This is a genomic window from Nocardia jinanensis, assembly GCF_014645735.1.
In the GTDB taxonomy this organism is placed as follows: Bacteria; Actinomycetota; Actinomycetes; order Mycobacteriales; family Mycobacteriaceae; genus Nocardia; species Nocardia jinanensis.
In genome coordinates this window covers 470,310-494,301 of the sequence record NZ_BMMH01000001.1, presented here as the reverse complement: position 1 = coordinate 494,301, position 23,992 = coordinate 470,310, and the positions used below count along the sequence as shown (strand labels likewise).

Here is a 23,992-nt window from a genome sequence, read left to right as displayed (position 1 = left end):
CCCATCCGGGATACAGGGGTCCGCCACTGTTTCCACGACCGCCGCTCGGTGGGATGACCAGGCGCTTCGGACCGGGTTCCGGGACGTGTTCCTACTCGCCGGTAAACTCCTCGGCATGAGCGCAGATACCGCCACTGTCACCGCCGACGCCCCGAAGGAGATCGTCGAATCGGTGCGCAAGTTCGTCGCCGCGCACGGGGGTTCGGCCGAGGCCGTCCTGCAGCCGGTCGGCCGCCGGGGCGTCCGGATCACACTGGTCGGCTCCGATGGGGTCCTCGGGGATCGGATGGTCGCCGATACGGCCGTCGCGCGGGCCGTGGTCGACGCGGTGGACGGGCTCACCGCCGCCGAGGGCTGGGAGCGGGAATTGGTATCGCGCACAACTCCGCGGACCGGGCACTGGGCCAAGATGGCCGGCTGGGTCGCCGGTCAGGTGCGGTTTCCGAAGGCCCGCAACGAGAAATGACACCTGTGGGTGCTCACAGGCCGACCGCCGGGCGTCAGGTAGCTCGAACAGTTTCCCGAGCAAAAACTACTGACGAGTAACCGGTTCGCGCTACCGTTAGTGCCTCGAGCGTCAGCCCCGGGGTAAGAAGGAGCCGATATGACGGTCAGCAGTCCGACCCGTTCCAGACTCACGGTGTCCGGCCGTCCGATCTCGAACCACCTGCGGGATGTATCCACCCTGTCGCGTCAGATGGTCGGGCATTTCGTCGAACACGTCGCACCGTGCGGAACGCTGCCGGGCGACGCGCTCCAGGGTGATGTCACCGCGGTGACCCGGCTCTGCCTGGAACTCACCCTCAGCCGGCTCGACGGCCGGGAGCTACCGGAGAAGATCGAGCAGGTCCGGGAGGCCGCCGCGGAATGGGCGCGTGAGGGTATCCCGATCGACACCATCAACCACGCCATCCACGAGGGTTTCAAACTCGGTTTCGACCGCATCATGTCCACCGCGGGACCAGCGGATTCGGCCACACTGGTCGCTACCGCCCGCCGTATGCTGGAGATCCTGGACACGATCACCTCCGAAGTGGCGCTGGCGTATGTGGGTGAATACCGGGGCGTGGTCTCCGAACACCACACCGCGGTGCATACGCTGACCTCGGCACTGCTCGGCGGGCACAGCACGGCCACCATGGCCCGCGAATGCGGGATCGAGATCGCCGGGTCCTATCAGGTGCTGGCGCTGGCCCTGCCGCCGCATCCGGACGAATCCGCACAACAGGTCGACGGACGTATCGTCGCGCGGCGCAAACTGCGCCGGATCCAGGCCGAACTGGCCCGCAGCTGCGGTGAGAAGGCCCTCTCGCTGCTCAGCATCGACGGCGGCACGGTGCTGTTACCGGCCGACGGTTTCCCGGACGAGGCATTGGACGATCTGATCGCGCGGCTGGCGCAGGCCGCACAGGTGCCGGTCACCGGCACCGTGGTCACCGCGGCCACCGCCGAGATCCCCGACGCCACCGACCGCGCGCACGAACTCCTCGATACGGTGCAGCGCATCACCGACGGCGGTGGACTGCACCGGTTCACCGATCTGGCCCTGGAATTCCAGATCACCCGGCCCGGGCCGGCACGCGAACACCTCAGCGCCATCCTGGACCCGCTCGACGAACATCCCGAACTGCTGGAAACGCTGCGCCAGCACATCGCGAACAATTTCAACCGGCAGCGCACGGCCCGGCTCATGCATATGCACACCAATACGCTCGACTACCGGCTCAAAAGGGTCCGGATGCTCACCGGATTCGATCCGGCCGTCCCGACCGGACTGTGGTATCTGACCTCGGCGCTGGTCGCCCGCAGCTATCAGAACGGGCCGAGCGCGACCTGAGGTCGTCCCTCGCTCCGGCGGCGGAGCATCGGCTCTGTCGCTCGGCCGCGTCAGGCCGGCTGGGCGCTCGTTTCCGCTACCTCGGCGGGTAGCGGCTCGCGGGTTCGTAGGGAGGCCCACAGTGCGGCGGTCGCGGCGGTGCACAGCGCGGCGCCACCGACGTGGATCGCGACCAGCGCCGCCGGGACATCGGTGAAGTACTGGACGACACCTACCAGCGACTGCGCGAGAACCAGCCCGATCAGAACGAACAGGCGGTCGCGTACCGGTTTGGTGATACCGGTCGCGAAGAGACCGAAACCGAGACCGATCAGCAGGGCGAGGTAGCCGATCAGCAGCTGTGAATGCAGATGCACCAGGGTGACGATCTCGACCTCGAGCCGGGCCACTGGACGTTCGATGCTCTTATCGCCGGCATGGGGGCCGGCGCCGGTCACCAGCGTGCCCGCGACGAGGACCCCGGCCAGTGCGATCCCGCTCAGCACGGTGAGCCGGCGCAGCGGCTCCGGCGCACGGACCGTCTCGACACCGTCGTCGGGGGAGGCGACTTTCGCGTACATCACGGCGGCCACCCACACCATGAGCATCGAGGCGAGTAGATGTAGCGCCACCGTCCACCACAGCAGGCCGGACAATACCGTGATACCGCCGATGACCGCCTGCAGCACGGTCCCCGCCGGCATCAGCCAGGCGTAGACGAGTACTTCGCGCCGGCGCCGGGCCCGGGTGACGGCCAGGACGATGAGCGCGGCGCACAGCGTCACCGCGAAGGTCAGCATCCGGTTGCCGAATTCCACCGCTTGATGGATCACGGCGACTTCGGAGACTCCGACGGGAGTGAAACTGCCCGGGAAGCATTGCGGCCAGGTGGGGCAGCCCAGACCGGACGCGGTGACCCGGACGATCGCGCCGGTCACGGCGATACCGGCCTGGGAGGCGATCACCGCCAGCGCGATCAGCAGCTGGGTGCGCCGCGACGGCAGCGGTAGCCGGTCGACGAGTCGCAGGAATGCGCGATACAGCACGTCACGATGGTAGCGGGCGGTCACCGACGGCCCGCAGCCGGACTACTACGACTTGTCGTGGGCCGTTATTCGAAGCGGAACCAGCGGGCCGCCAGCAGCCCGGCACCGGTACCCCAGATGAGCAGCGCACCGACACCCAGCCAGTCGACACCACCGGCCAGCGCGTGTTCCAGCGCGACGGCCAGCGCGCCCGAGGGCACCAGTCGCACCAGCGTGTGCACCACGGCGGGTAGTTCGTCGGAGGCGAAGACCACACTGGCGATACCGAGCATGACGAACCAGAGGATATTCGCCAGCGCCAGCACCACTTCGGCCTTGAGCGTGCCGCCCAGCAACAGCCCCATCGCCGCGAAAGTGGCGGTGCCCAGCGCGATCAGGACCGCGCCCAGCAGTAGCCCCAGCGGTGTCGGCCGCCAGCCCAGCGCCACCCCGATCAACCCGAGCAGCACCGCCTGCAGGATCACCACGAGCAGTACCGCGCCGCTCTTCCCCGCGACGATCCCCCAGCGCGGAAGTGGTGTGGCGCCGAGCCGTTTGAGCGCGCCGTAGCGCCGATCGAAACCGATGGCGATGGCCTGCCCGGTGAACGCGGTCGACATCACCGCCACCATCATCACCGCAGGCACGATCTTGTCGATCTTGTCCGGACCCATATCGCCGAACGGGAGCAGCGCCAGCCCGATGAGCAAGGTGATCGGAATGAACATGGTGAGCAGCAATTGCTCCCCGTTGCGCAGCAGCAGCACCAGATCCAGCCGCGTCTGCGCCGCCAGCATGGCCAGGCGCGGCGCGGGCCGCGGCCCCGGCGCGAAGGTCCCCGGCTCGAACCGGTTGCCCGTCAGATCAGGCTTGGTCACGGGACTTCCTTCGGAGCTGTGGGATGCGATCCGCGGAGGCCGTAGCGAAGGCGGAGGTATCGCATCACGGGGCTTCCTTCGAGGCTGACAGATGCGGTCCGCGGAGGCCGCAGCGAAGGCGGAGGTATCGCAGTATCGCAGTATCGCATCATGCGCGCAGATCCCGTCCGGTCAACTCCAGGAAGACATCCTCGAGCCGGCGCTGATCGATCCGGATATCGGTGGCCAGCACGTTCACCCGGGCACACCAGGCGGTGACCGTGGCCAGTACCTGCGGATTGATCTCACCCTCCACCAGATACGAGCCGGGGCTGGTCTCCTGGGGGGCGAAACCCTCCGGCAGCGCCATCTGCAACAGCTCGAGGTCGAGTTTCGGCGGTGCCGCGAAACGCAATTGACCGGCTGCGCCGTGCGCCGTGACCTCCGCCGGAGTGCCCGAGGCGACGATCCGCCCGTGATCGACGATCACCAGATGATCGGCCAGTTCTTCGGCCTCGTCCATGAGATGGGTGGTGAGCAGCACACTCACACCGTCCCGCCGAAGCGCATCGATCAACTCCCACACCATGATCCGTGCCTGCGCGTCCATTCCGGCGGTCGGTTCGTCCAGGAAGACGATCTCCGGACGGCCCACCAGCGCGCACGCCAGCGACAGTCGCTGCTGCTGTCCGCCGGACAGCCGGCGATACGGGGTCCGGCGATGGTCGGCCAGGCCGAGGACGCCGAGTAACCAGCCTGGATCGAGTGGGTTCGCCGAATACGAGGCGACCAGATCCAGCATCTCCCCGGTCCGGGCGCCGGGATAGGCGCCGCCACCCTGCAGCATCACCCCGATCCGGGGCCGCAACTGTTCGGAATCGGAGATCGGATCGAGGCCGAGCACCCGCACCTGCCCCGAATCCGGGCGGACGAAGCCCTCGCACATCTCCACCGTGGTGGTCTTTCCGGCGCCGTTCGGCCCGAGAAGGGCGAACACCTGCGCGGGTTCGATGGTGAAACCGATACCGTCCACCGCGATCGTCTCGCCGTAGCGTTTGGCGATGTGGTCCACCTGGACGGCGGGTACGCGGGAAGCGGTCACGAGGTCCCACCGTAGGCCCCGGCCGGCTGTGACGGCGCCGACACCCCCTGCTGCGCCCGCCAGGGCAGCGCGTTCCGGGTGACCACGATGAACAGCAGTGACACGATCACCGTCGCGACGGCCGACCCCACGATCTGGAACACTTCCAGGTCGGCACCCCGTGGCATCAGGATCACGCTGACCACCGCGGAGATCCCGATCGCCGGAGCCCGGAAGACCGGGCGGGTGGCCCAGGCTGCCATCGGCACGATGGCCCACAGCAGATACCAGGGCTGGACCACCGGGAACAGCAGCACGATCGCGCCCAGCGAAACCCCCAGCGCGCCGACCGGATGCAATCGTCCGGTCCAGGTGGCGACGAGCATTCGCACGGTGATGAATCCCGCCACCACGGCGGCGATGGGCCGGGTGATGCTCAGCAGGGCGGTGGTGTGATCACCCAGGCCGAGTAGTACGCCGCCGAATCCGGTGACGATCCCCAGCGCCGTGGGCAGTGACATCCAGCTGCGTACCGCGTTGGCCGTATTCAACGTGTAGAGCCAGCCGAAACCGAGACCGCTCGCGGTGCTGATCACCACCGTCACCGCCACGGCGATCAGTCCGAGCAGTCCGGCGGCGGCCAGTATCGGCCGCAGGCCCGGACCCCAGCGGCGGGCCAGGGCCATGCCGGCGAATCCCAGGGCGATGATCGAGGTGACCTTGACCGACGAGGACAGGCTGATCACGACCGCCCCGCCGATCAGCAGCGCCCAGCCGCGACCGTCCAGCGGTGGTGGCCCGCCGTTACCGGGGATCCCGTGGATCGCGCGCAGCATGAACTCCAGACCGGCCAGCATCAGGCCGAGCATCAGTGCGTCGTTGTGCACACCGCCGATGAGATGGAACAGCACCAGGGGGTTGGCCACCCCCAGCCACAACGCGCTCACCGGGGCGACCCCGCAGCGCACGGACAGGCGTGGCAACGCCCAGACGATCAGTGCGACCCCCGCCAGCGCCAGTAACCGGTGTACCCAGACCCCGGCCAGGATGTTCTCCCCGGTGAGTTCGGCGATGCCGTGCCCTATCCAGAGGAACAGCGGGCCGTAGGGCGCCGGTGTCTCGCGCCAGATATTGGGGACATTGTTGGTGAGCACATTGTCGATGCCCAGCCCCGCGACGGGACCCTCCTGGTAGGGGTCGATGCCACGGGCGGCGATTTCGCTCTGCGCGAGATAGGAATAGACGTCGTTGCTGAACATCGGCGGCGCCACACACAGCGGAATGATCCAGAGCAGCAGCGTGCGATCGAACTGGCGCCGGGTGAGCCGGTGCAGTGGCGAACCGCCGAGCCCGCCGACAGCGAACCGCCCCAGTAGCAGCCACGCCAGTACGACGGTCACCGTGCCGACCATGCACATGGCCAGCGACCCGGTGTGCGCCCGCGCGAAAATGCCCAGGACACGCATCCCCGAGGTCGGATTCTGGTGTACCGGTTGGGCGCCGATGCCGAGGGCGCTGATCGCCATGAGCACAGTGCCGGTGGCGCCCATCAGCCGGATCCGGTCCAGCTGCGCCCGTTCCCGGCGGTCGAGGCCCGGGGCCTCTGATTCGTCGCTGTGCAGAATCGCGATGGTGTGGTCCGGGGGCGGGACATCCAGTCCGAGGGCGCGCCGCACCAGTTTCAGTGCGCGCTGCCCGCGCGACGCCACTGCGCCCGGGGCGCCTGCCTGTCCTGCCACGGTCACCGAGACTAGTTCGCCGCGGGCGCGGTGTGTCCCGTGGCCGCAGCATCACGTAGAGGTGTGCGAAGGAATCACCGCGCGCTCTCCGGGTTGCGGTCGCCGGATTCGGGCCCGGATACCTTCCAGCTACCGTGGAAATCAGTGAACGGGGCGGTGCCGGATGCCGCGGGGATCCGCGAACGACACCCGGGTTCGGGGGCCGCGCGTACGGCGGTTTCCCCGTCGGCCGGTGAGCGCGCGCGGCAGTGCATCCGGGCAGCGAATTTTCCGGCGGCGAACCGGGTGCGACGGCGGACCCCCGGCGCAGTGAAGCACATCACTCCACTGATCCGGTAAGGGCCTCGCGAGCGGGTCTTTCTCGCCCGAGCAGGAGATTTCGTCATTTCCGCCGGAGGGAGTGCCATCGGACGACCCGCCTGGTCAGGGCACCCTTATTAGATTTCGGGAACGAATTCCGCCACACTGATGTTGTGAAAACTATGGGTTTGCCGGATATGGACGAAAGGGCTGGTCACCGGGCCGGTACCGGGTCCGTCGGTGTGCCCGCGACCGGAGGTGAGGGACATACTCGCGCCGCTATCGTCCGGCTGCTGCTGGAGGAGGGACCGATCACCGCGACCGCGATAGGTAGTGCTCTGGGCCTGGCCCCAGCGGGGGTGCGCAGGCATCTGGACGCGCTCATCGAATCGGGTCAAGCCCGCGCCGGGCGTTCGGCGCCCTGGCAGCAGAAGGGCCGCGGGCGGCCCGCCAAGCAGTACCAGCTCACCGCCGCCGGGCGCGGCATGCTCGGCCACGCGTACGACGATCTGGCCGGCGCGGCCATCCGGCAGCTGCGCGAGATCGGTGGCGAGGAAGCGGTCACCGAGTTCGCCCGGAAACGCGCGCGCACCCTGGTCGACGGGATCGACCCGCTGCCCGCGCACAGTCCGGAGCCCGCCACGAGCAGCTCCGGCACCCGCAGCGCTACCGTGCAGTCCGGTACGGCGGAGAAGGCCGAGGAGATCGCGACCGCGCTCTCGGACGCGGGCTTCGCCGCCAGCACGCGCCGGGTGGGCGCGGGCGTGCAGATCTGCCAGCACCACTGCCCGGTCGCCCATGTCGCCGAGGAGTTCCCGGAGCTGTGCGAGGCCGAACTCGCGGCCTTCCGAGAGGTCCTGGGTACCCATGTCCAGCGTCTGGCGACCATTGCCAACGGTGACTGCGCCTGCACCACCCACGTACCGCTGACGGTGCTGCCGACATCGGCCGCCGACCGACCGAACAACGCTTCACCCTCAACCGTTGCACAGCCCGCAACGGACGCACCGAACGACTCCGGAAGGAGCGCCGAATGACGACCATCACCGATCAGGTGCCACCGCTCACCCAGGAGGAGGCGATCGCCTCACTGGGTAAATACGGTTACGGCTGGGCCGACTCGGATGCGGCGGGCGCCAGTGCGCAGCGTGGTCTGTCCGAGGAGGTCGTTCGTGATATCTCGGCCAAGAAGGACGAACCGGCCTGGATGCTGGAGAACCGGCTGAAGGCGCTACGCATCTTCGATCGCAAGCCCATGCCGAACTGGGGCTCCAACCTCGACGGTATCGATTTCGACAACATCAAGTACTTCGTGCGCTCCACCGAGAAGCAGGCCGAGAGCTGGGAGGACCTGCCCGAGGACATCCGTAACACCTACGACAAGCTGGGCATCCCGGAGGCGGAGAAGCAGCGGCTGGTCTCGGGTGTCGCCGCTCAGTACGAGAGCGAAGTCGTCTACCACCAGATCCGTGAGGATCTGGAGCAGCAGGGCGTCATCTTCCTCGACACCGATACCGCGTTGAAGGAGCACCCGGAGCTCTTCCGCGAGTACTTCGGCACGGTCATCCCGGCCGGGGACAACAAATTCTCCGCGTTGAACACCTCGGTGTGGTCGGGCGGCTCCTTCATCTATGTACCGCCGGGCGTGCATGTGGATATCCCGCTCCAGGCCTACTTCCGGATCAACACCGAGAACATGGGCCAGTTCGAGCGCACCCTGATCATCGTCGACGAGGATGCCTACGTGCACTACGTCGAGGGCTGCACCGCGCCGATCTACAAATCCGATTCGCTGCACTCGGCGGTCGTCGAGATCATCGTGAAGAAGGGCGGCCGCTGCCGCTACACGACCATTCAGAACTGGTCGAACAACGTCTACAACCTGGTCACCAAGCGGGCCAAGGCCGAGGCGGGCGCCACCATGGAGTGGATCGACGGCAATATCGGCTCCAAGGTCACCATGAAGTACCCGGCCGTGTGGATGACCGGTGAGCACGCCAAGGGTGAGGTGCTCTCGGTCGCCTTCGCCGGCGAGGGGCAGCACCAGGACACCGGCGCCAAGATGTTGCACCTGGCCCCGCACACCTCCTCGACCATCGTGTCCAAATCGGTGGCCCGCGGCGGTGGCCGTGCCTCCTACCGTGGTCTGGTACAGATCAACAAGGGCGCGTACGGGTCCAAGTCGACGGTGAAATGCGATGCGCTGCTGGTCGACACGATCAGCCGCTCCGATACCTACCCCTACGTCGACATCCGCGAGGACGACGTGACCATGGGGCACGAGGCGACCGTGTCCAAGGTGTCGGAGGAGCAGTTGTTCTACCTCATGAGCCGCGGAATGACCGAGGACGAGGCGATGGCGATGGTGGTGCGCGGCTTCGTCGAGCCCATCGCCAAGGAACTCCCGATGGAGTACGCGCTGGAGCTCAACCGCCTGATCGAACTGCAGATGGAAGGAGCCGTCGGCTGATGGCATTGGACAACGTTGCCGAGGCCGCCGAGGCTCGTCAGCCGGCGATCAACAAGGGGGAGGTGTTCACCTCCTTCGATGTGAACGCCTTCGAGATCCCCTCCGGTAAGGACGAGGCGTGGCGGTTCACCCCGCTGCGCCGGCTGCGCGGTCTGCACAACGGCACCGCCACCGCCGACGGGCAGGCCGGCGTCGAGGTCGGGCAGGTCGGTGGCGTCACCGTGGAGACCGTGGGCCGCGACGATTCCCGCCTGGGACAGGGCGGCACTCCGTCCGACCGGGTCGCCGCGCAGGCGTACTCCGGTTTCGAACAGGCGACGATCATCTCGGTGGGCAAAGAGACCGAGGTCGCCGAAGCCGTCATCGTGCGTATCACCGGACCGGGCGCGGAGAAGACGGCCTACGGCCACCTCCAGGTTCGACTCGCCGAATTCGCCACCGCCACCGTCGTGATCGATCAGCGCGGCAGCGGAACCTACGCCGAGAACATCGAATTCGTGCTCGGCGACAGCGCCAAGCTCACCGTGGTGGCGGTCCAGGATTGGGCCGACGACGTCGTGCACGCCACCGCGCACCACGCGCTGGTGGGCCGCGACGCGGTGCTACGGCACACCGCGGTGACCCTCGGTGGTGATCTGGTGCGGCTCACCGGCAATGTCCGCTACGCGGGTCCCGGCGGCGACGCCGAACTGCTCGGCCTGTACTTCGCCGACGCGGGCCAGCATTTCGAACAGCGTCTGCTAGTCGACCACGCGGTGCCGCACTGCAAATCGAACGTGCTGTACAAAGGCGCGCTCCAGGGCGATCCCCATTCGCCCAAGGGTGACGCTCGCACGGTCTGGGTCGGTGATGTGCTGATCCGGGCCGCCGCCGAGGGAACCGACACGTTCGAGGTCAACCGCAACCTGGTCCTCACCGACGGCGCCCGCGCCGATTCGGTGCCGAACCTGGAGATCGAAACCGGTGAGATCGTCGGCGCCGGTCACGCGTCGGCGACCGGCCGGTTCGACGACGAGCAGTTGTTCTATCTGCGTGCCCGCGGTATTCCGGAAGACGCCGCCCGCCGCCTGGTGGTGCGTGGTTTCTTCCACGAGATCATCCAGAAGATCGGGGTCGGCGAGGTCGCCGAGCGGCTCGAGGCGGCCATCGAGGCCGAACTCGCCGCGATCGGCGTCTGACCGGACCACCCCGCCCACAGCCACGAAGGAATTCGACAACCTATGACCACCCTGGAAATCAAGGACCTGCACGCCGAGGTCGCCACCCCGGACGGGGACACCGTCAAGATCCTCAACGGTGTGAACCTCACCGTGAAATCCGGCGAGACACACGCGATCATGGGCCCCAACGGCTCCGGTAAGTCGACGCTGTCCTATGCGATCGCCGGACATCCGAAGTACACCGTCACCTCGGGTTCCATCACCCTCGACGGTGAGAACGTGCTGGAGATGTCGGTGGACGAGCGGGCGCGGGCCGGACTCTTCCTGGCCATGCAGTACCCGGTCGAGGTTCCCGGTGTCTCGATGTCGAACTTCCTGCGCACGGCGGCGACCGCCGTCCGCGGTGAGGCGCCGAAGCTGCGCCACTGGGTCAAGGAGGTGAAGGAGTCGATGAACGAACTCGATATCGACGCCGCCTTCGCCGATCGCAGTGTGAACGAGGGGTTCTCCGGCGGCGAGAAGAAGCGCCACGAGATCCTGCAGCTGGGCCTGTTGAAGCCGAAGATCGCCATCCTCGACGAAACCGACTCCGGCCTCGACGTGGACGCGCTGCGTATCGTCTCCGAGGGTGTGAACCGCTACCGGGAGCGGGAGAACGGCGGGGTCCTGCTGATCACCCACTACACCCGCATCCTGCGGTATATCCAGCCGCAGTTCGTGCACGTCTTCGTGAGCGGGCGCATCGTCGCCGAGGGCGGCCCCGAGCTCGCCGAGGAACTCGACGCGAACGGCTATGTGAAGTTCACCCAGAGCGCACCCACCCCGTCGGCTTCGCCGACTGCCGTCCCCCATCCCGCCGGAGCCGGAGCCTGAGATGACCGCGACCCTCCCCGCCTTCGACGTCGCCCGGATCCGGGCCGACTTCCCGATCCTGAACCGTACGGTCCGGGACGGGAAGCCGCTGGTGTACCTGGATTCCGGGGCTACCGCGCAGCGGCCGCTGGCGGTGCTGGACGCCGAACGTGCCTTTCTTCTCGAGAGCAACTCCGCGGTGCACCGCGGAGCGCACCAGCTGTCGGAGGAGGCCACCGACGCCTACGAGGACGCCCGCGCGCAGATCGCGCGGTTCGTGGGTGCCGCGGCCGACGAGATCGTGTTCACCAAGAACGCGACCGAATCGCTGAACCTGGTGACCTACTCCTTCGCCGACGACCGGTTCCCGTACCACGTCGGCCCGGGTGACGAGATCGTGATCACCGAGCTGGAGCATCACGCGAATCTGGTGCCGTGGCAGGAACTCGCCCGCCGCACCGGTGCCACGCTGCGCTGGTACGGGGTCACCGACGACGGCCGGATCGACCTGGACTCGCTCGAACTGTCGCCCGCCACCAAGGTCGTTGCCTTCACCCACCAGTCCAATGTCACCGGTGCGGTGGCGCCGGTCGCCGAACTGGTGCGCCGGGCCCGTGCGGTCGGTGCGCTGGTAGTGCTCGACGCCTGCCAGTCGGTACCGCACGCGCCGGTCGACTTCCACGCGCTGGACGTGGACTACGCCGCGTTCTCCGGGCACAAGATGCTCGGTCCGTCGGGAGTCGGTGTGCTCTACGGGAAACGAGCACTGCTCGAGGAGACCCCGCCCTTCATCACCGGCGGATCCATGATCGAGACCGTGACCATGGCGGAGACCACCTACGCCCCGCCGCCGCAGCGATTCGAGGCCGGGGTGCCGATGACCTCGCAGGTCATCGGGCTGGGAGCCGCGGTGCGTTATCTGGACCGGATCGGGATGGACGAAGTCGCCGCCCATGAGCACAACCTCGTCGACGCCGCCCTCGCGGGGCTGGGTGCCGTACCGGGTGTACGGATCGTCGGTCCGACCGAGAACGTCGATCGCGGTGGCGCGGTCGCCTTTCTCACCGAGGGTATCCACGCCCACGATCTCGGCCAGATCCTCGACGACGAGGGTGTAGCCATCCGGGTGGGACACCACTGTGCCTGGCCGCTGCACCGGCGCTTCGGCGTCGCCGCCACGGCCCGCGCCTCGTTCGCGCTCTACAACACCGTGGACGAAGTGGACAAGATGGTCGCCGCGGTGCGGAAGGCCCAGAGCTTCTTCGGGGTTGGCTAGAGCATGCGCATGGAGCAGATGTACCAGGAAGTGATCCTGGATCACTACAAGCATCCGCACAATCGCGGGCTGCGGGAACCGTTCGGTGCCGAGGTGCACCACGTGAACCCCACCTGCGGCGACGAAGTGACGTTGCGAGTGCGGCTGGGCACCGACGGCGCTGTCGAGGACGTGTCCTACGACGGCCAGGGGTGCTCGATCAGCCAGGCGTCGGTCTCGGTGCTCACCGATCAGGTGATCGGGCTGCCGATCATCGAGGCGCTGGGTGTGGTCGATTCGTTCAACGAGATGATCGGCAGCCGGGGCACCGTCGAGGGCGACGAGGACGTCATCGGTGACGGAATAGCCTTCGCCGGCGTCGCGAAATACCCGGCCCGGGTGAAATGCGCACTGCTCGGCTGGATGGCCTTCAAGGATGCGGTGCTGCGGGTCGACGGTGCGGCCGATTCCATCGCGGTTCCCGGTGTCTCCGACACCGATCCATCACGAAACGGGGAAACAGCATGACCGAAACTCCTGCCACCGAGGCCACCGCGCCGGAGAGCGCGGCCGCCCCCGAAGTCGAGTTGTCGGCCGAGGATCTGGCGCAGCTCGCTGATCTCGAGGAGGCCATGCGCGATGTGGTCGATCCCGAACTCGGTATCAACGTGGTGGATCTGGGCCTGGTCTACGGTTTGCGGGTCGAGGAGACCACCGCCGTCCTGGATATGACGCTGACCTCGGCCGCCTGCCCGCTCACCGATGTGATCGAGGATCAGTCCCGGAACGCCCTGGTGCGCAGCGGCCTGGTCGACGATCTGAAGATCAATTGGGTCTGGATGCCGCCGTGGGGTCCGGACAAGATCACCGAGGACGGCCGGGAACAGTTGCGGGCGCTCGGTTTCACGGTCTGAGTCCGGCACACCCGCGCGGGTAATTCGCGACGGCGACCGATACGGTCGCCGTCGCGTTCTCGTCTGTACCCGAATTGGTCCGGACAGCGGGCGGGGAAGCGGGCCGCTGGTACGGACCGGTCGACCCATCCGGTACGCCGGTCGCATTTCGCCCGGTAATGGTGGGCCTTCACTGGAATACAGCTATTTCACGTTCCCGTGGTGACCGTCGCGGTGTCCGTTCGGCGGCCCGCATTGCGGATTTCGCCGGGGATCCGGGCCCGATTCGACCGGCCCGGTGCAGTATTGAATCTGTCTTGATATCAATTTTCCGGGCCCGCCGCCAATCGCCGACCGGCCGGTCTGTTTTTGGTGCTCCGCTGCTGGTGATAAGGGATGCGATCGAGGTGTGCGCTGGAGCACCCCCGGCCGCACGTGCGGCCCCGCCGGTGCCCGGCAGTGTCCGGCGTTCGTGATCTTCACCGGCGCAATACCTTTCCGCATTCTGCGAGGTCGCGGCCCTATCACGGAAAGGTGACAATCGATTATCGGCCGTTATTGAGAGAGTTCACCACAATGCTGCTACTGTGGGCGAGTCGTCGGGTTCCGGGCCATCGGAGGATGTGCTCCGATAGTCATCGATCGGCCGAATGACTTGTCCCTTAGTTACTTTCGAGTAGTCGAAAGTAACTAAGGGATATGTCACCGACCGTTATCGCGGTGCCCGGCACGGACCCTCATCCGGCCAGGGGCGAATATGGTCGGCGTCGCGAGGAAGGCGAAACGAAGTGCTGTGGCCCGCCACAGCACCGCGTGGCGCACCTCGAGCCCCGTCAACGACGAGAAAGCTGATGAATCTGAATACCGCCGTGCTGCTTCCCTGGATACTCGCCCCCATATTGGTGCTCGGCGTGGCGTGGTACGCCGTTCGGGCCGTGCGAGAACAACAGAAACGACTCGATGTGCTCGAGCGGGAGCTAGCCGTGCGCGAGGATGCGCTCGAGCATCTCGCGGCCAGCACCTTGCCCGCAGTCTCGGAGTCCTCGCGCCGGTTCGACCAGACCGCCGTCGCACCCGAAGTGCCTCCGGGACTGGAGAATTCGCGCTTCGCCCAATGCCTGCGCTGGATCATCGACCGCGTCTCGGAGGATCTGCGCACTGTGCAGACCGAGACCCGGGAAGCCGTCACGCGGGAGATGGAGGAGCAGGTCCGTACCTCCGTCTCCGCCGCGGAGCGCAACGTGCGTACCGAGGCCGACGCCGGCCGTGAGCGCTCGGAAAACCTTGCGCGTGAGGCCACCAGCGCGGCGGTCCGCTCGTTCGGTACCTCCGTGGTGAGCCTCGGGGCCGACGTCTCCCAGGTCGTGAGTTCCGCGCTGCGTGAACACCGCGACGACCGCGTCTACGAGACACTGATCCGTATCGACCACACCGTGCAGCAGATGATCCGTCAGGCGCAGTCCTACGTGATCGTCTGTGGTGGTCTGCCCGGTCGCCGCTGGCCCGCCCAGTCGCTCACCGACGTTGTCGGCGGTGCGACCGGTCGTGTCCGTGACTACCTGCGGGTGCGCCCCTCCCAGTTGGACCGGATCGTCATCAGTCGTGCGGTCGAACCGCTGGTGCATACGCTGGCCTCGCTCATCGACAACGCGCTGCGCTACTCGCCGCCGACCTCCTTCGTGGACGTGACCTTCCAGGAAGGTCATCACGGTGTCACCGTGATCGTCGACGACGCCGGCGTGCGGATGAACGCCGAGCAGATGGAAGAGGCCCGGCAGGTCCTGGCCAACGAACGCTCGATCGATATCCATCAGCTGGGCCCGGCTCCCAAGGTCGGCTTCCCCGGTATCGCCGCCCTGGCCCGCCGCTACGGGTTCACCGTCTACATCGACGGCCCCAATGCCTACGGCGGTATGCGCGCGATGGTCTATATCCCGGAGGCTCTGCTGGTCGCACCGAAGACCAACCAGGACAACGACGCCGTACTGCCCAACGGTGCCCCGGCTCAGCGTGAGCTCGCGGCGGTGCCCGGCGGCCAGACCTCGTCGGTATCGGGAAGCTCGGGTAACACCTTGGTCGGCAACGCCGTATCGTCCGGTGGGGGAGCACATTCGGCGACGACCACCGGCGCACACGCCGCGGTACCGGTATCGCCGGAGATCTCCCGCCCTGCCGAACGGACCCCGGCGGCAGGTGTCACCGACGAGACCGAGAGCGAGCAGCGTACGACAGTCCACGACATCACCAGCGGCGGCCTGCCCCGGCGCCGGCGCCGGGCCGCAGCCGTCCCTGGCGACATCAATGATCGCGTGTCCGGAGAGGACAGGACCGAAGCGGGGCAGCCCCGCCCCGATATCGCCGCCGCCTGGCAAAGCGGCTCCAAGAGCGGCCGTGCCGCCGCAACCGAACACACCGAAGGGATGACATCCTGATGGGTTCACCGAGGACAGTGGTATCCGACAGCACCAATAAACTGGGCTGGTTACTGGACGATCTCGAGGTTCCCGGCGTCCGATTCGCCGTCCTGCTGTCCGAGGACGGGCTGCGCATCGCCCATTCGGCGGGTATCGCGAAAGACGATGCCGAACGTTTCGCTGCCGCGGCCTCCGGGCTGCGTTCACTCGGCAAAGCGCTCGGCGAGTTCTGCGGCAGCAACGGAAACGACGTGCGGCAGAACATGACCGAATACGACCAGGGCATGATCATGATCACCGCGGCGGGCGAGGGCGCGCTCCTGGGTGTGGCGACCATGACCGATATCGATGTGGGCCTGATCGCGCATCGGATGAACGAGCTGGCCAGCCGAGTGGGCCACGAGCTCGGTAGTGAACCTCGCAGAGGCGCACACGGCGGCGATCTGCAATGAGCCGGTCGCGGCGTGATCCAGACCTGGTCCGTGCGTACGTGCGGACCGGCGGACGCTCCCGTCCGACCCGTGAGCTCGGCCTGGTAACCCTGGTCGTCGCTGTCGGGGATCCGGCGCCGGGCTCCACGCCGGACGCACGCCGGGTGGTCGATGTCTGTGCTCGCGGTGCCCTGTCGATCGCGGAGGTCGCCGCCTATCTCGACCTCCCGCCGTCGGTGGTGACGATCGTGGTGTCCGATCTGCTGGACAGCGGACATCTGAATATCCCGACCCCGGCGGAGATAATGCCGGAGATCGCCCTGCTCGAGGAGGTACTCAATGGGCTCCGTGCTCTCCCGGCCTGATCGGCCCGCGGATTACGGTCGCGCGGTCGACTATGTGCCGGAGACGGTGACCCGATCGGTGAAATTGCTGGTTGCCGGTAATTTCGGCGTCGGCAAGACCACCTTCGTGAGCAGTGTTTCCGAGATCAAACCCCTGCGTACCGAGGAGACCATCACCGAGGCCAGCGTCGGGATCGACGATCTGGGCGGGTTGGGATCGAAAACGCAGACCACGGTCGCGATGGACTTCGGCCGTATCACGCTCAACCCCGAACTGGCCCTGTACCTCTTCGGTACTCCGGGCCAGCAGCGGTTCATTCCGCTGTGGGAGGAACTGGCCAAGGGCGCACTCGGCGCCCTGGTCCTGGTGGACACCCGGCGTATCGAGAAGGCCGACGAGGTACTTGCCGTGCTCGAAGAGCGCGGTGTGCCGTACGCGGTCGGGGTGAACGAGTTCGAGGGTTCGAGTCGCTTCCCGCTGTCGGAAGTGCGCGAGGCGCTCGACCTCACCGAAGACACTCCGCTCATCGCCCTCGACGCTCGTGATCGGCGCACCTGCCTGCAGTCGTTGATCACGCTCGTCGAATTTTTGTTCCGCCGATTGGAGTCTCGTCTTTGACCACGCAGTTCTCTCCGGTTCCGCAACAACAACCTCCGTTCGCCGGATGCCCGGTCGTCCACGGAGACCCCACCGGGGGCATCGGCGATCGATTCAGCCTCTTTTCCGAAGAATTCGCCGGTGATCCGCATCGGGCCTATGCCGCGATGCGGAGCCGGTACGGATCGCTGGTTCCCATCGATCTGGCTCCGGACGTACCCGCCACCCTGGTGATCGGCTACGAGGCGGCGGTCCGGATCCTCAACGATCCCGATCGGTTCCCGGCCGATCCGCGGACCTGGCAGACGAGTATCCCGCCGGATTCGCCGGTCAAGCCGATGATGGAGTGGTACCCGAACGCCCTGCGCAACAGTGGCGATCTGCATCAGCGGTATCGCCAGGCCTATGTGTACGCGATCGAGGGTATCGACCTGCACGAGCTGCACCAGACGGTGGAGAAGACCGCGGTCCCGCTGATCAACTCCTTCTGTGGGACCGGCGAAGCCGATCTCGTCACCCAATACGCGTTCCCGCTGGTGTTCGAGGTGCTCAATCGGATGGTCGGTTGTTCACTGGAACTGGGTGAGCGGGTCGCCAACGGAATGGCCGCGCTGTTCGACACGGTCAACGCCGAATGGGGAATGAATCATCTCAGCGAAGCGCTGATGGAACTCATCTTCCAGAAGCGTTCCGATCCGGCCGACGACGTGACCTCCCGGCTGGTGCACCACCCGGCGAAGCTCGACGACGAGGAGTTGCTGTCCAACCTGATCAGCTTCTACGGCGCCGGGGTGGAGCCGCAGCAGAACCTGATCAACAACACGCTGCTGCTGATGATGACCGACGACCGGTTCGGCGGGAACATGCTCGGCGGTGCGCTGTCCACCCGCGACGCGCTGGACGAGGTGCTGTTCAACGACCCGCCGATGGCCAACTTCTGCACCACCTACCCGCGGCAGCCGATTCTCGTCGAGAACACCTGGCTACCGGCCCACCAGCCGGTGGTGATCAGCTTGTCCGCGTGCAACAACGATCCGGCCATCCGGGGCGCCGACCACACGGGTAACCGGTCGCATCTGGCCTGGAGTATCGGACCGCACGCCTGTCCCGCGCAGTCCCCGGCCTTCGTGGTGGTCCAGGAGGCGATCGACCTGTTGCTCGACGCGCTTCCCGAACTGGAGCTGGCGGTGGCGCCCGAAGAGCTCGTCTGGCGCCCCGGGCCCTTTCACCGGGCTCTGGCGGCTCTGCCGGTCGCCTTCCCGCCTTCTCCACCGTTGAACCTCGTGTAAGGAGTCAGTCGTTGGACCGCGAACTCATCGTCCTGGACATGGCCGGTGCGGATACCCAGGGGGAATCCGCACGGTTGCGTGCCCAGGGTCCCGCCGCGCTGATCGCACTGCCGGGTGATGTCCCGGCCTGGTCGATCACCGACGCGGCGGTACTGAAGAGTCTGCTGGCCGATCCGCGGGTGTCCAAGGACCCGCGCCAGCACTGGACGGCGTTCGTGAACGGCGAGATCACCGAGGACTGGCCGCTGCTGCCGTGGATCGCGGTGGAGAACATGTTCACCGCCTACGGTTCCGACCATCGCCGGCTGCGCCGGCTGGTGTCACCGGCGTTCACCCATCGACGGACCGCGGCGCTGCGCCCGCGCGTGGAAGCTCTGATCGCCGAACTGCTCGACCGATTGGCCGCCGTACCCGCCGGAACGGTGGTCGACCTGCGTGAGGGCTACGCCTACCCGGTTCCGATCCGGGTGATCACCGAGTTGCTCGGGGTCCCCGAGACGCTGGAAGCGGGCTTGCGGGTGTGTGTCGACCGGTATTTCGATACCACGATCGATCAGGCGGGGGCGCAGGCGAACTATGTCGAGATGTACGGCCTGGTCACCGAGCTGGTCGTCTATCGGCGCGATAATCCCGGCGACGATATCACCAGTGTGATGATCACCAGCCGCGACGAGGACGGTTCGCAGCTCACCGAGAAGCAGATCGTCGAGACGCTGATGCTGGTCATCAACGCCGGTCACGAAACGACGGTCAATCTGCTCGATCAGGCCATTGTCGCGTTGCTCACCCATCCGCAGCAGCGGGCGGCCGCCCTGGCCGGTGAGGTGAGCTGGTCGGAGGTGGTGGAGGAGACGCTGCGCTACGAGGCGCCGGTCGCACATCTACCGCTGCGGTTCGCGGTAGAGGACATCGAGATCGAGGGTCTGCGGATCGGCAAGGGCGAGGCCATCCTCGCCTCCTATGCCGCCGCCGGCCGCGATCCGAGGGTCCACGGCGCCACCGCCGATATCTTCGACGTGACGCGGGCGGCGAAGGATCATGTGTCGTTCGGGTACGGGGCGCACCACTGCATCGGCGCGCCACTGGCACGGATGGAAGCTGAAATCGCGCTGCCCGCGCTGTTCCGGCGCTTCCCGGATATCCGGCTGGCGGCGGATGTGAGCGAACTGACGCCGGTGGTCAGCTTCGTTTCCAACGGTCACCAGGAATTGCCTGTGTACCTGAGCTGAAACCGGTAGCGTAAAAGGTTCCGGTTACTACAACTTCATGCTGATGGCTCGTCGCGGACGTCGCTGAGCGGGATGTATGGGTCGGCGGATAGGTCTGCGAAAACGCACTATTCGCCGATTCATACGAACCTCGGAGTGTGACGCCTTGACCACAGCACAACACGAGCAGTACCGCGTTTCCGATCCACGCCTGGTGATCCACGGTTCCCCGATGGATCCCATCGGCCCCTATATTCCGCTGTATTCGGAGGAGTTCGCCGCCGATCCGCACAAGGTGTACCGGGAGATGCGGCAGCGTTTCGGATCGTTGGCCCCGGTGGAGTTGGCGCCGGGGGTGCCGGGCACTCTGGTGATCGGCTACCACACCGCGCTGCGAATCCTCAACGATCCGGAGCACTTTCCCGCCGATCCCCGGATATGGCAGCGCGGAGTGCCCGAGAACTGCCCGGTACTCCCCATGATGGAGTATCGGCCGAATCCACTGCGCACGGTCGGCAACGACCGCATCCGCTACCGATCGGCCGCGGTTTCGGCCATCGGTGCGGTCGATATGCACGAATTGCATTCCACCATCGAGCAGATCGCGGTCACGCTGATCAACTCGTTCTGTACCGATGGCTACTGCGATGTGGTCGGCCAGTACGCCTCGCCTCTGATCTTCGCCACGCTGAACGCCATGCTGGGTTGCCCGCCCGAACTCGGGCATCGCGCGGCCCGCGGCCTGGCCGCCATGTTCGATACTGTCGGGGCTGCCGAGGGCAATGCGACCCAGGCCGACGCGTTGCTGGAACTGGCGCGCCTCAAACGGGTCCGGCCCGGTGACGACATCACCACCCGGCTGGTCCAGCATCCGGTGCAGCTGAGCGACGAGGAGACGCGGCAGCAACTGGCGCTGCTGTACGGCGCGGGTACCGAACCGCCGCAGAACCTGATCGTGAACACGCTGCTGCTGATGCTGACCGATGAACGGTTCGCGGCGAGTGTGCTCGACGGCAGTCTGTCGACCCGGGACGCGCTGGACGAGGTGCTGTTCAACGATCCACCGATGGCCAACTACTGCATCAGCTATCCGCGGCAGCCGATGCTGATCGACGGTATCTGGTTGCCGGCTCATCAACCGGTGCTGATCAGTATGACCGCGTGCAACAACGATCCCGCCATCAAATCCGGTGGGCTGACCGACAACCGGTCACATCTGGCCTTCAGCGTGGGCCAGCACAGCTGTCCGGCACGTTCGGTGGCGCTGCTGGTCGTACAGGACGCCATCGATCAGCTGCTGGACGCGATACCGGAGATGGAACTGGCGGTACCGTCCACTGAATTGCGTTGGCGGCCGGGTCCGTTCCATCGAGCGCTGGTATCGCTTCCGGTCACCTTCCCCGAGAGTCACCCGATCCGGCTCGGGTGAGCACTATCCATCGATAGCGCCCGCCTGCGGGTCGCCGGAGGGGCGCGGGTGGACCCGTGGGCGCGGTGCCGACCGGTCGTCGTATTGCTTCGTCCCGGCTCTCCACCCACGGGGTGATGATGCCGGGACTGGGGAGCTTCCGGCGTCGGCGAATCGGTAATTCGACCAGTCGTCGCAGGTGGGAGGGAATGTGACCGTTTTCCGCCGGATCCTGAAGTGATTGTGGCGCTGCGAATTCGATCGCATCTGCTGTGTTCCGGGTAGAGTCGCGTGCTCAGCCCAGCGGTTGGAGCCCCGACCGCGATCAGACTCGCAGGAACCAGCAGACGTTGAATATCGACAGCGAACCCCTATCGCCGGCCGGGCCGAGGGATTCCGGCGGACCACGTATCCCTCTGTATACGGAGGAGTACGCGGCCGATCCGCACAAGGTGTACCGGGAGATGCGACGCCGCTTCGGGTCGTTGGCCCCCGTCGAACTGGCCCCGGGGGTACCCGCGACTCTGGTGATCGGGTACCACGCCGCATTGCAGATCCTCAACGACCCGGATCATTTCCCCGCCGATCCGCGTATGTGGGAGCGCAATATCCCGGCCGATTCACCGATCCGGCCGATGATGGAATGGCGGCCGAACCCCATTCGAAGTGCGGGCCGTGAACATATGCGGTACCGCTCGGCGGCCGCGTCGGCCCTGGGCAAGATCGATCTGCATCGGCTGCACCAGGTAGTCGAGGCCAATGCCATCCCGCTGATCAACGCGTTCTGCGCGGACGGTTACTGCGATGTGGTCAGTCAGTACGCGCTACCGCTCATCTTCGCGACGCTCAACGATATGCTCGGCTGCTCGACAGAGATCGGGCAGCGGGCGGCCACCGGTATGGCGGCCATGTTCGATACCGTCGATGCCGCCGCCGGTAACCAGATGCTGGCCGAGGCGCTGCTCGAGCTCACCCGCGTCAAGCGGGTCGAACCGGGCGCCGACGTCACCAGCTGGCTGGTGGAGCATCCGGTGAAGCTGGACGACGAGGAGATGTTGCACCAGCTCGCGCTGCTCTACGGCGCGGGCATCGAACCGCCGCAGAACCTGATCGTGAACACGCTGCTGCTCATGCTGACCGACGAGCGATTCGCGGCCAATGTGCTCGACGGCAGCCTCTCGACCCGGGACGCGCTGGACGAGGTGCTGTTCAACGACCCGCCGATGGCCAACTACTGCATCAGCTATCCCCGGCAGCCGATTCTTATCGCCGACCTCTGGCTCCCGGCACATCAGCCGGTGATGATCAGCATGGCCGCCTGCAACAACGATCCGGCCATCCGAACCGGCGATTTCACCGATAACCGGTCGCATCTGGCCTTCGGTACGGGCCCGCACGCCTGCCCGGCGCGGCCGGCGGCCCTGCTGATCGTGCAGGACGGTATCGACCAGCTGCTGGACGCCCTGCCGGAACTGGAACTGGCGGTGGCGCCCGAGGAACTGCGCTGGCGGCCCGGTCCCTTCCACCGGGCGCTGCAATCGCTGCCGGTCACTTTCCCGCCGAGCCCGCCGCTCAGCTCGGCGGGCATTCAGTAGTTCGCTTGTCGAGTGAGGAGTTCCCGATGCAGAACCGTTCCGTCCCCGTCGTCCTGGACCCCGGAGGCTCGGATATCCAGGGCGAGATCGTCCGGCTTCGGGAACAGGGCCCGGTGGCCCTGGTGGAGCTGCCGGGTGGTGTACGCGCATGGTCGGTGACCGACGCGACCATCCTCAAGGAGATCCTCTCCGGACCGCAGGTATCCAAGGACCCCCGGCTGCACTGGCCGGCCTTCCAGAGCGGTGAGATCTCCGCGGAGTGGCCGCTGCTGCCGTGGGTCGCGGTGAACAATATGTTCACCGCCTACGGTCCCGAACACCGCCGGTTGCGCAAGATCGTCGCCCCGGCGTTCACCCATCGGCGCACCGCGGCACTGCGGCCCCGGATCGAAGCGATCACCGAGGGTCTGCTCGATGCTCTCGCCGCCACGCCGGACGGTGAATCCGCCGACCTGCGGGAGGGTTTGGCCTATCCGCTGCCCATCCGGGTCGTCAGTGAGTTGATGGGTGTTCCCGACGAACTGAATCCGCAACTGCGCAAGGGCGTGGACAGGTTCTTCGACACCACGTTGTCCCCGGAGGAATCCCAGGCCAACTACATCGCGATGCACGGACTGCTCTTCCAGCTCGTTTCCTACCGCCGGGAGAACTCGGGCGAGGATATGACGAGCCTGCTCGTCGCCGATACCGACGATATCGAAACCCCGCTCACCGAACAGGAACTCGTCGACACCCTGATGCTGGTGATCAGCGCCGGACACGAGACGACGGTGAATCTGCTCGACCAGGCGATCTACCTGCTGCTGACCCGGCCGCAGCAGCGGGCGGCTCTGGCCGAGGGCCGGGTGAGCTGGCCGGATCTGGTGGAGGAGGCATTGCGGTTCGAGGCGCCGGTGGCACACGTCCCGCTGCGCTACGCGGTGGAGGATCTGGTTCTCGGCGATGTCGAGATCGCCAAGGGGGATGCCATCCTCGCCGGCTACGCGGGTGCCAACCGGGATCCGAAGATCCACGGGGACACCGCCGACGAATTCGACCCCGCCCGCAAAGTCAAGGATCATCTGGCCTTCGGTTACGGTGCCCATCACTGCCTGGGCGCGCCGTTGGCCCGGATGGAGGCGGTGGTGGCATTGCCGGCCGTTTTCGAGCGGTTCCCGAAGATGGAACTCGCCGCCGCGCCCGAGGAACTGGACGCGGTACCGAGTTTCATCTCCAACGGTCATCGCCGCCTGCCGGTGCACCTGAACGGGCGGTGAC

22 protein-coding genes are annotated in these 23,992 nt (G+C 66.6%); 18 read left to right on the top strand and 4 right to left on the bottom strand.

The genetic code is table 11. The features are described 5' to 3' along the window. Positions 1-115 precede the first annotated feature (115 nt). Positions 116-466 (top strand): hypothetical protein, encoded by a 351-nt coding sequence (locus IEY68_RS02245; RefSeq protein ID WP_062995805.1) that lies wholly within the window; start codon positions 116-118, stop codon positions 464-466. A gap of 138 nt (positions 467-604) precedes the next feature. Next, a complete protein-coding gene (locus IEY68_RS02240; RefSeq protein ID WP_062995736.1) occupies positions 605-1,837 on the top strand; it encodes a PucR family transcriptional regulator in 1,233 nt (410 codons plus the stop codon). Positions 1,838-1,887: 50 nt separating this feature from the next. Here the strand turns inward: IEY68_RS02240 and IEY68_RS02235 are convergent, their stop codons facing one another. The 4 genes from IEY68_RS02235 to mptB all read right to left on the bottom strand — a co-directional run bounded on the left by IEY68_RS02235 (position 1,888) and on the right by mptB (position 6,518). Continuing rightward, positions 1,888-2,862, bottom strand: a complete 975-nt coding sequence (locus IEY68_RS02235) for a COX15/CtaA family protein (protein WP_062995803.1) — start codon at positions 2,860-2,862, stop codon at positions 1,888-1,890. A 65-nt stretch (positions 2,863-2,927) separates the two neighbouring features. After that, positions 2,928-3,719 carry an ABC transporter permease gene (locus IEY68_RS02230; RefSeq protein ID WP_062995734.1) on the bottom strand — a complete coding sequence of 264 codons (792 nt, stop codon included), beginning with the start codon at positions 3,717-3,719 and terminating at the stop codon, positions 2,928-2,930. Between the two features lie 148 nt (positions 3,720-3,867). After that, complete coding sequence (locus IEY68_RS02225; protein ID WP_058855528.1) at positions 3,868-4,800, bottom strand: ABC transporter ATP-binding protein; 933 nt, start codon at positions 4,798-4,800, stop codon at positions 3,868-3,870. Further along, positions 4,797-6,518: a polyprenol phosphomannose-dependent alpha 1,6 mannosyltransferase MptB gene (gene mptB / locus IEY68_RS02220; RefSeq protein ID WP_373292932.1), complete on the bottom strand. Its 1,722-nt coding sequence runs from the start codon at positions 6,516-6,518 to the stop codon at positions 4,797-4,799. Before mptB ends, IEY68_RS02225 begins: the two co-directional genes overlap by 4 nt. Before the next feature lie 482 nt (positions 6,519-7,000). On the opposite strand from mptB, the gene IEY68_RS02215 reads away from it, so the two are divergent. The 16 genes from IEY68_RS02215 to IEY68_RS02140 all read left to right on the top strand — a co-directional run bounded on the left by IEY68_RS02215 (position 7,001) and on the right by IEY68_RS02140 (position 23,991). Continuing rightward, positions 7,001-7,855 (top strand): helix-turn-helix transcriptional regulator, encoded by an 855-nt coding sequence (locus IEY68_RS02215; RefSeq protein ID WP_058855531.1) that lies wholly within the window; start codon positions 7,001-7,003, stop codon positions 7,853-7,855. Further along, positions 7,852-9,288, top strand: coding sequence for a Fe-S cluster assembly protein SufB (sufB, locus tag IEY68_RS02210; RefSeq protein WP_058855532.1), 1,437 nt, complete (start codon positions 7,852-7,854; stop codon positions 9,286-9,288). Before IEY68_RS02215 ends, sufB begins: the two co-directional genes overlap by 4 nt. After that, positions 9,288-10,466 (top strand): Fe-S cluster assembly protein SufD, encoded by a 1,179-nt coding sequence (gene sufD / locus IEY68_RS02205; protein ID WP_058855533.1) that lies wholly within the window; start codon positions 9,288-9,290, stop codon positions 10,464-10,466. Before sufB ends, sufD begins: the two co-directional genes overlap by 1 nt. Before the next feature lie 42 nt (positions 10,467-10,508). Next, positions 10,509-11,321 (top strand): Fe-S cluster assembly ATPase SufC, encoded by an 813-nt coding sequence (sufC, locus tag IEY68_RS02200; protein ID WP_058855534.1) that lies wholly within the window; start codon positions 10,509-10,511, stop codon positions 11,319-11,321. 1 nt (position 11,322) lies between these two features. Further along, the gene (locus IEY68_RS02195; protein ID WP_058855535.1) at positions 11,323-12,576 is read left to right on the top strand and encodes a cysteine desulfurase; all 1,254 of its coding nucleotides are present in this window, start codon (positions 11,323-11,325) and stop codon (positions 12,574-12,576) included. 3 nt (positions 12,577-12,579) lie between these two features. Next, the gene (gene sufU / locus IEY68_RS02190) at positions 12,580-13,083 is read left to right on the top strand and encodes a Fe-S cluster assembly sulfur transfer protein SufU (protein WP_058855536.1); all 504 of its coding nucleotides are present in this window, start codon (positions 12,580-12,582) and stop codon (positions 13,081-13,083) included. Then, positions 13,080-13,469: a metal-sulfur cluster assembly factor gene (locus IEY68_RS02185; RefSeq protein ID WP_058855537.1), complete on the top strand. Its 390-nt coding sequence runs from the start codon at positions 13,080-13,082 to the stop codon at positions 13,467-13,469. The genes sufU and IEY68_RS02185 overlap by 4 nt, the downstream gene beginning before the upstream one ends. Before the next feature lie 830 nt (positions 13,470-14,299). Further along, positions 14,300-15,880 carry an ATP-binding protein gene (locus IEY68_RS02180; protein ID WP_058855538.1) on the top strand — a complete coding sequence of 527 codons (1,581 nt, stop codon included), beginning with the start codon at positions 14,300-14,302 and terminating at the stop codon, positions 15,878-15,880. Beyond that, positions 15,880-16,314, top strand: a complete 435-nt coding sequence (locus IEY68_RS02175) for a roadblock/LC7 domain-containing protein (protein ID WP_058855539.1) — start codon at positions 15,880-15,882, stop codon at positions 16,312-16,314. Before IEY68_RS02180 ends, IEY68_RS02175 begins: the two co-directional genes overlap by 1 nt. Further along, positions 16,311-16,658: a DUF742 domain-containing protein gene (locus tag IEY68_RS02170; RefSeq protein ID WP_030521401.1), complete on the top strand. Its 348-nt coding sequence runs from the start codon at positions 16,311-16,313 to the stop codon at positions 16,656-16,658. The genes IEY68_RS02175 and IEY68_RS02170 overlap by 4 nt, the downstream gene beginning before the upstream one ends. Continuing rightward, on the top strand, positions 16,633-17,256 hold the full coding sequence (locus tag IEY68_RS02165; RefSeq protein ID WP_058855540.1) for a GTP-binding protein: 624 nt from the start codon (positions 16,633-16,635) through the stop codon (positions 17,254-17,256). Before IEY68_RS02170 ends, IEY68_RS02165 begins: the two co-directional genes overlap by 26 nt. Beyond that, the gene (locus tag IEY68_RS02160) at positions 17,253-18,524 is read left to right on the top strand and encodes a cytochrome P450 family protein (RefSeq protein WP_058855541.1); all 1,272 of its coding nucleotides are present in this window, start codon (positions 17,253-17,255) and stop codon (positions 18,522-18,524) included. Before IEY68_RS02165 ends, IEY68_RS02160 begins: the two co-directional genes overlap by 4 nt. Positions 18,525-18,535: 11 nt before the next feature. After that, a complete protein-coding gene (locus tag IEY68_RS02155; protein ID WP_229718564.1) occupies positions 18,536-19,753 on the top strand; it encodes a cytochrome P450 family protein in 1,218 nt (405 codons plus the stop codon). 211 nt (positions 19,754-19,964) lie between these two features. Next, positions 19,965-21,161: a cytochrome P450 family protein gene (locus tag IEY68_RS02150; RefSeq protein WP_058855776.1), complete on the top strand. Its 1,197-nt coding sequence runs from the start codon at positions 19,965-19,967 to the stop codon at positions 21,159-21,161. A 443-nt stretch (positions 21,162-21,604) separates the two neighbouring features. Beyond that, on the top strand, positions 21,605-22,735 hold the full coding sequence (locus IEY68_RS02145) for a cytochrome P450 (protein WP_373292931.1): 1,131 nt from the start codon (positions 21,605-21,607) through the stop codon (positions 22,733-22,735). 26 nt (positions 22,736-22,761) lie between these two features. Further along, complete coding sequence (locus tag IEY68_RS02140; RefSeq protein WP_058855543.1) at positions 22,762-23,991, top strand: cytochrome P450 family protein; 1,230 nt, start codon at positions 22,762-22,764, stop codon at positions 23,989-23,991. The last annotated feature ends 1 nt before the right edge of the window (position 23,992 follow it).

Excerpts from the sequence above, each read along its gene's own strand:
- IEY68_RS02185 (WP_058855537.1), top strand. The coding sequence starts at position 13,080 with ATGACCGAAACTCCTGCCACCGAGGCCACCGCGCCGGAGAGCGCGGCC.
- IEY68_RS02165 (WP_058855540.1), top strand. The coding sequence starts at position 16,633 with ATGGGCTCCGTGCTCTCCCGGCCTGATCGGCCCGCGGATTACGGTCGC.
- IEY68_RS02175 (WP_058855539.1), top strand. The coding sequence starts at position 15,880 with ATGGGTTCACCGAGGACAGTGGTATCCGACAGCACCAATAAACTGGGC.
- IEY68_RS02245 (WP_062995805.1), top strand. The coding sequence starts at position 116 with ATGAGCGCAGATACCGCCACTGTCACCGCCGACGCCCCGAAGGAGATC.
- IEY68_RS02180 (WP_058855538.1), top strand. The coding sequence starts at position 14,300 with ATGAATCTGAATACCGCCGTGCTGCTTCCCTGGATACTCGCCCCCATA.
- IEY68_RS02215 (WP_058855531.1), top strand. The coding sequence starts at position 7,001 with ATGGGTTTGCCGGATATGGACGAAAGGGCTGGTCACCGGGCCGGTACC.
- IEY68_RS02140 (WP_058855543.1), top strand. The coding sequence starts at position 22,762 with ATGCAGAACCGTTCCGTCCCCGTCGTCCTGGACCCCGGAGGCTCGGAT.
- sufU (WP_058855536.1), top strand. The coding sequence starts at position 12,580 with ATGCGCATGGAGCAGATGTACCAGGAAGTGATCCTGGATCACTACAAG.
- sufC (WP_058855534.1), top strand. The coding sequence starts at position 10,509 with ATGACCACCCTGGAAATCAAGGACCTGCACGCCGAGGTCGCCACCCCG.
- IEY68_RS02240 (WP_062995736.1), top strand. The coding sequence starts at position 605 with ATGACGGTCAGCAGTCCGACCCGTTCCAGACTCACGGTGTCCGGCCGT.
- IEY68_RS02145 (WP_373292931.1), top strand. The coding sequence starts at position 21,605 with ATGCGACGCCGCTTCGGGTCGTTGGCCCCCGTCGAACTGGCCCCGGGG.
- IEY68_RS02195 (WP_058855535.1), top strand. The coding sequence starts at position 11,323 with ATGACCGCGACCCTCCCCGCCTTCGACGTCGCCCGGATCCGGGCCGAC.
- IEY68_RS02150 (WP_058855776.1), top strand. The coding sequence starts at position 19,965 with ATGGATCCCATCGGCCCCTATATTCCGCTGTATTCGGAGGAGTTCGCC.
- sufD (WP_058855533.1), top strand. The coding sequence starts at position 9,288 with ATGGCATTGGACAACGTTGCCGAGGCCGCCGAGGCTCGTCAGCCGGCG.
- sufB (WP_058855532.1), top strand. The coding sequence starts at position 7,852 with ATGACGACCATCACCGATCAGGTGCCACCGCTCACCCAGGAGGAGGCG.
- IEY68_RS02170 (WP_030521401.1), top strand. The coding sequence starts at position 16,311 with ATGAGCCGGTCGCGGCGTGATCCAGACCTGGTCCGTGCGTACGTGCGG.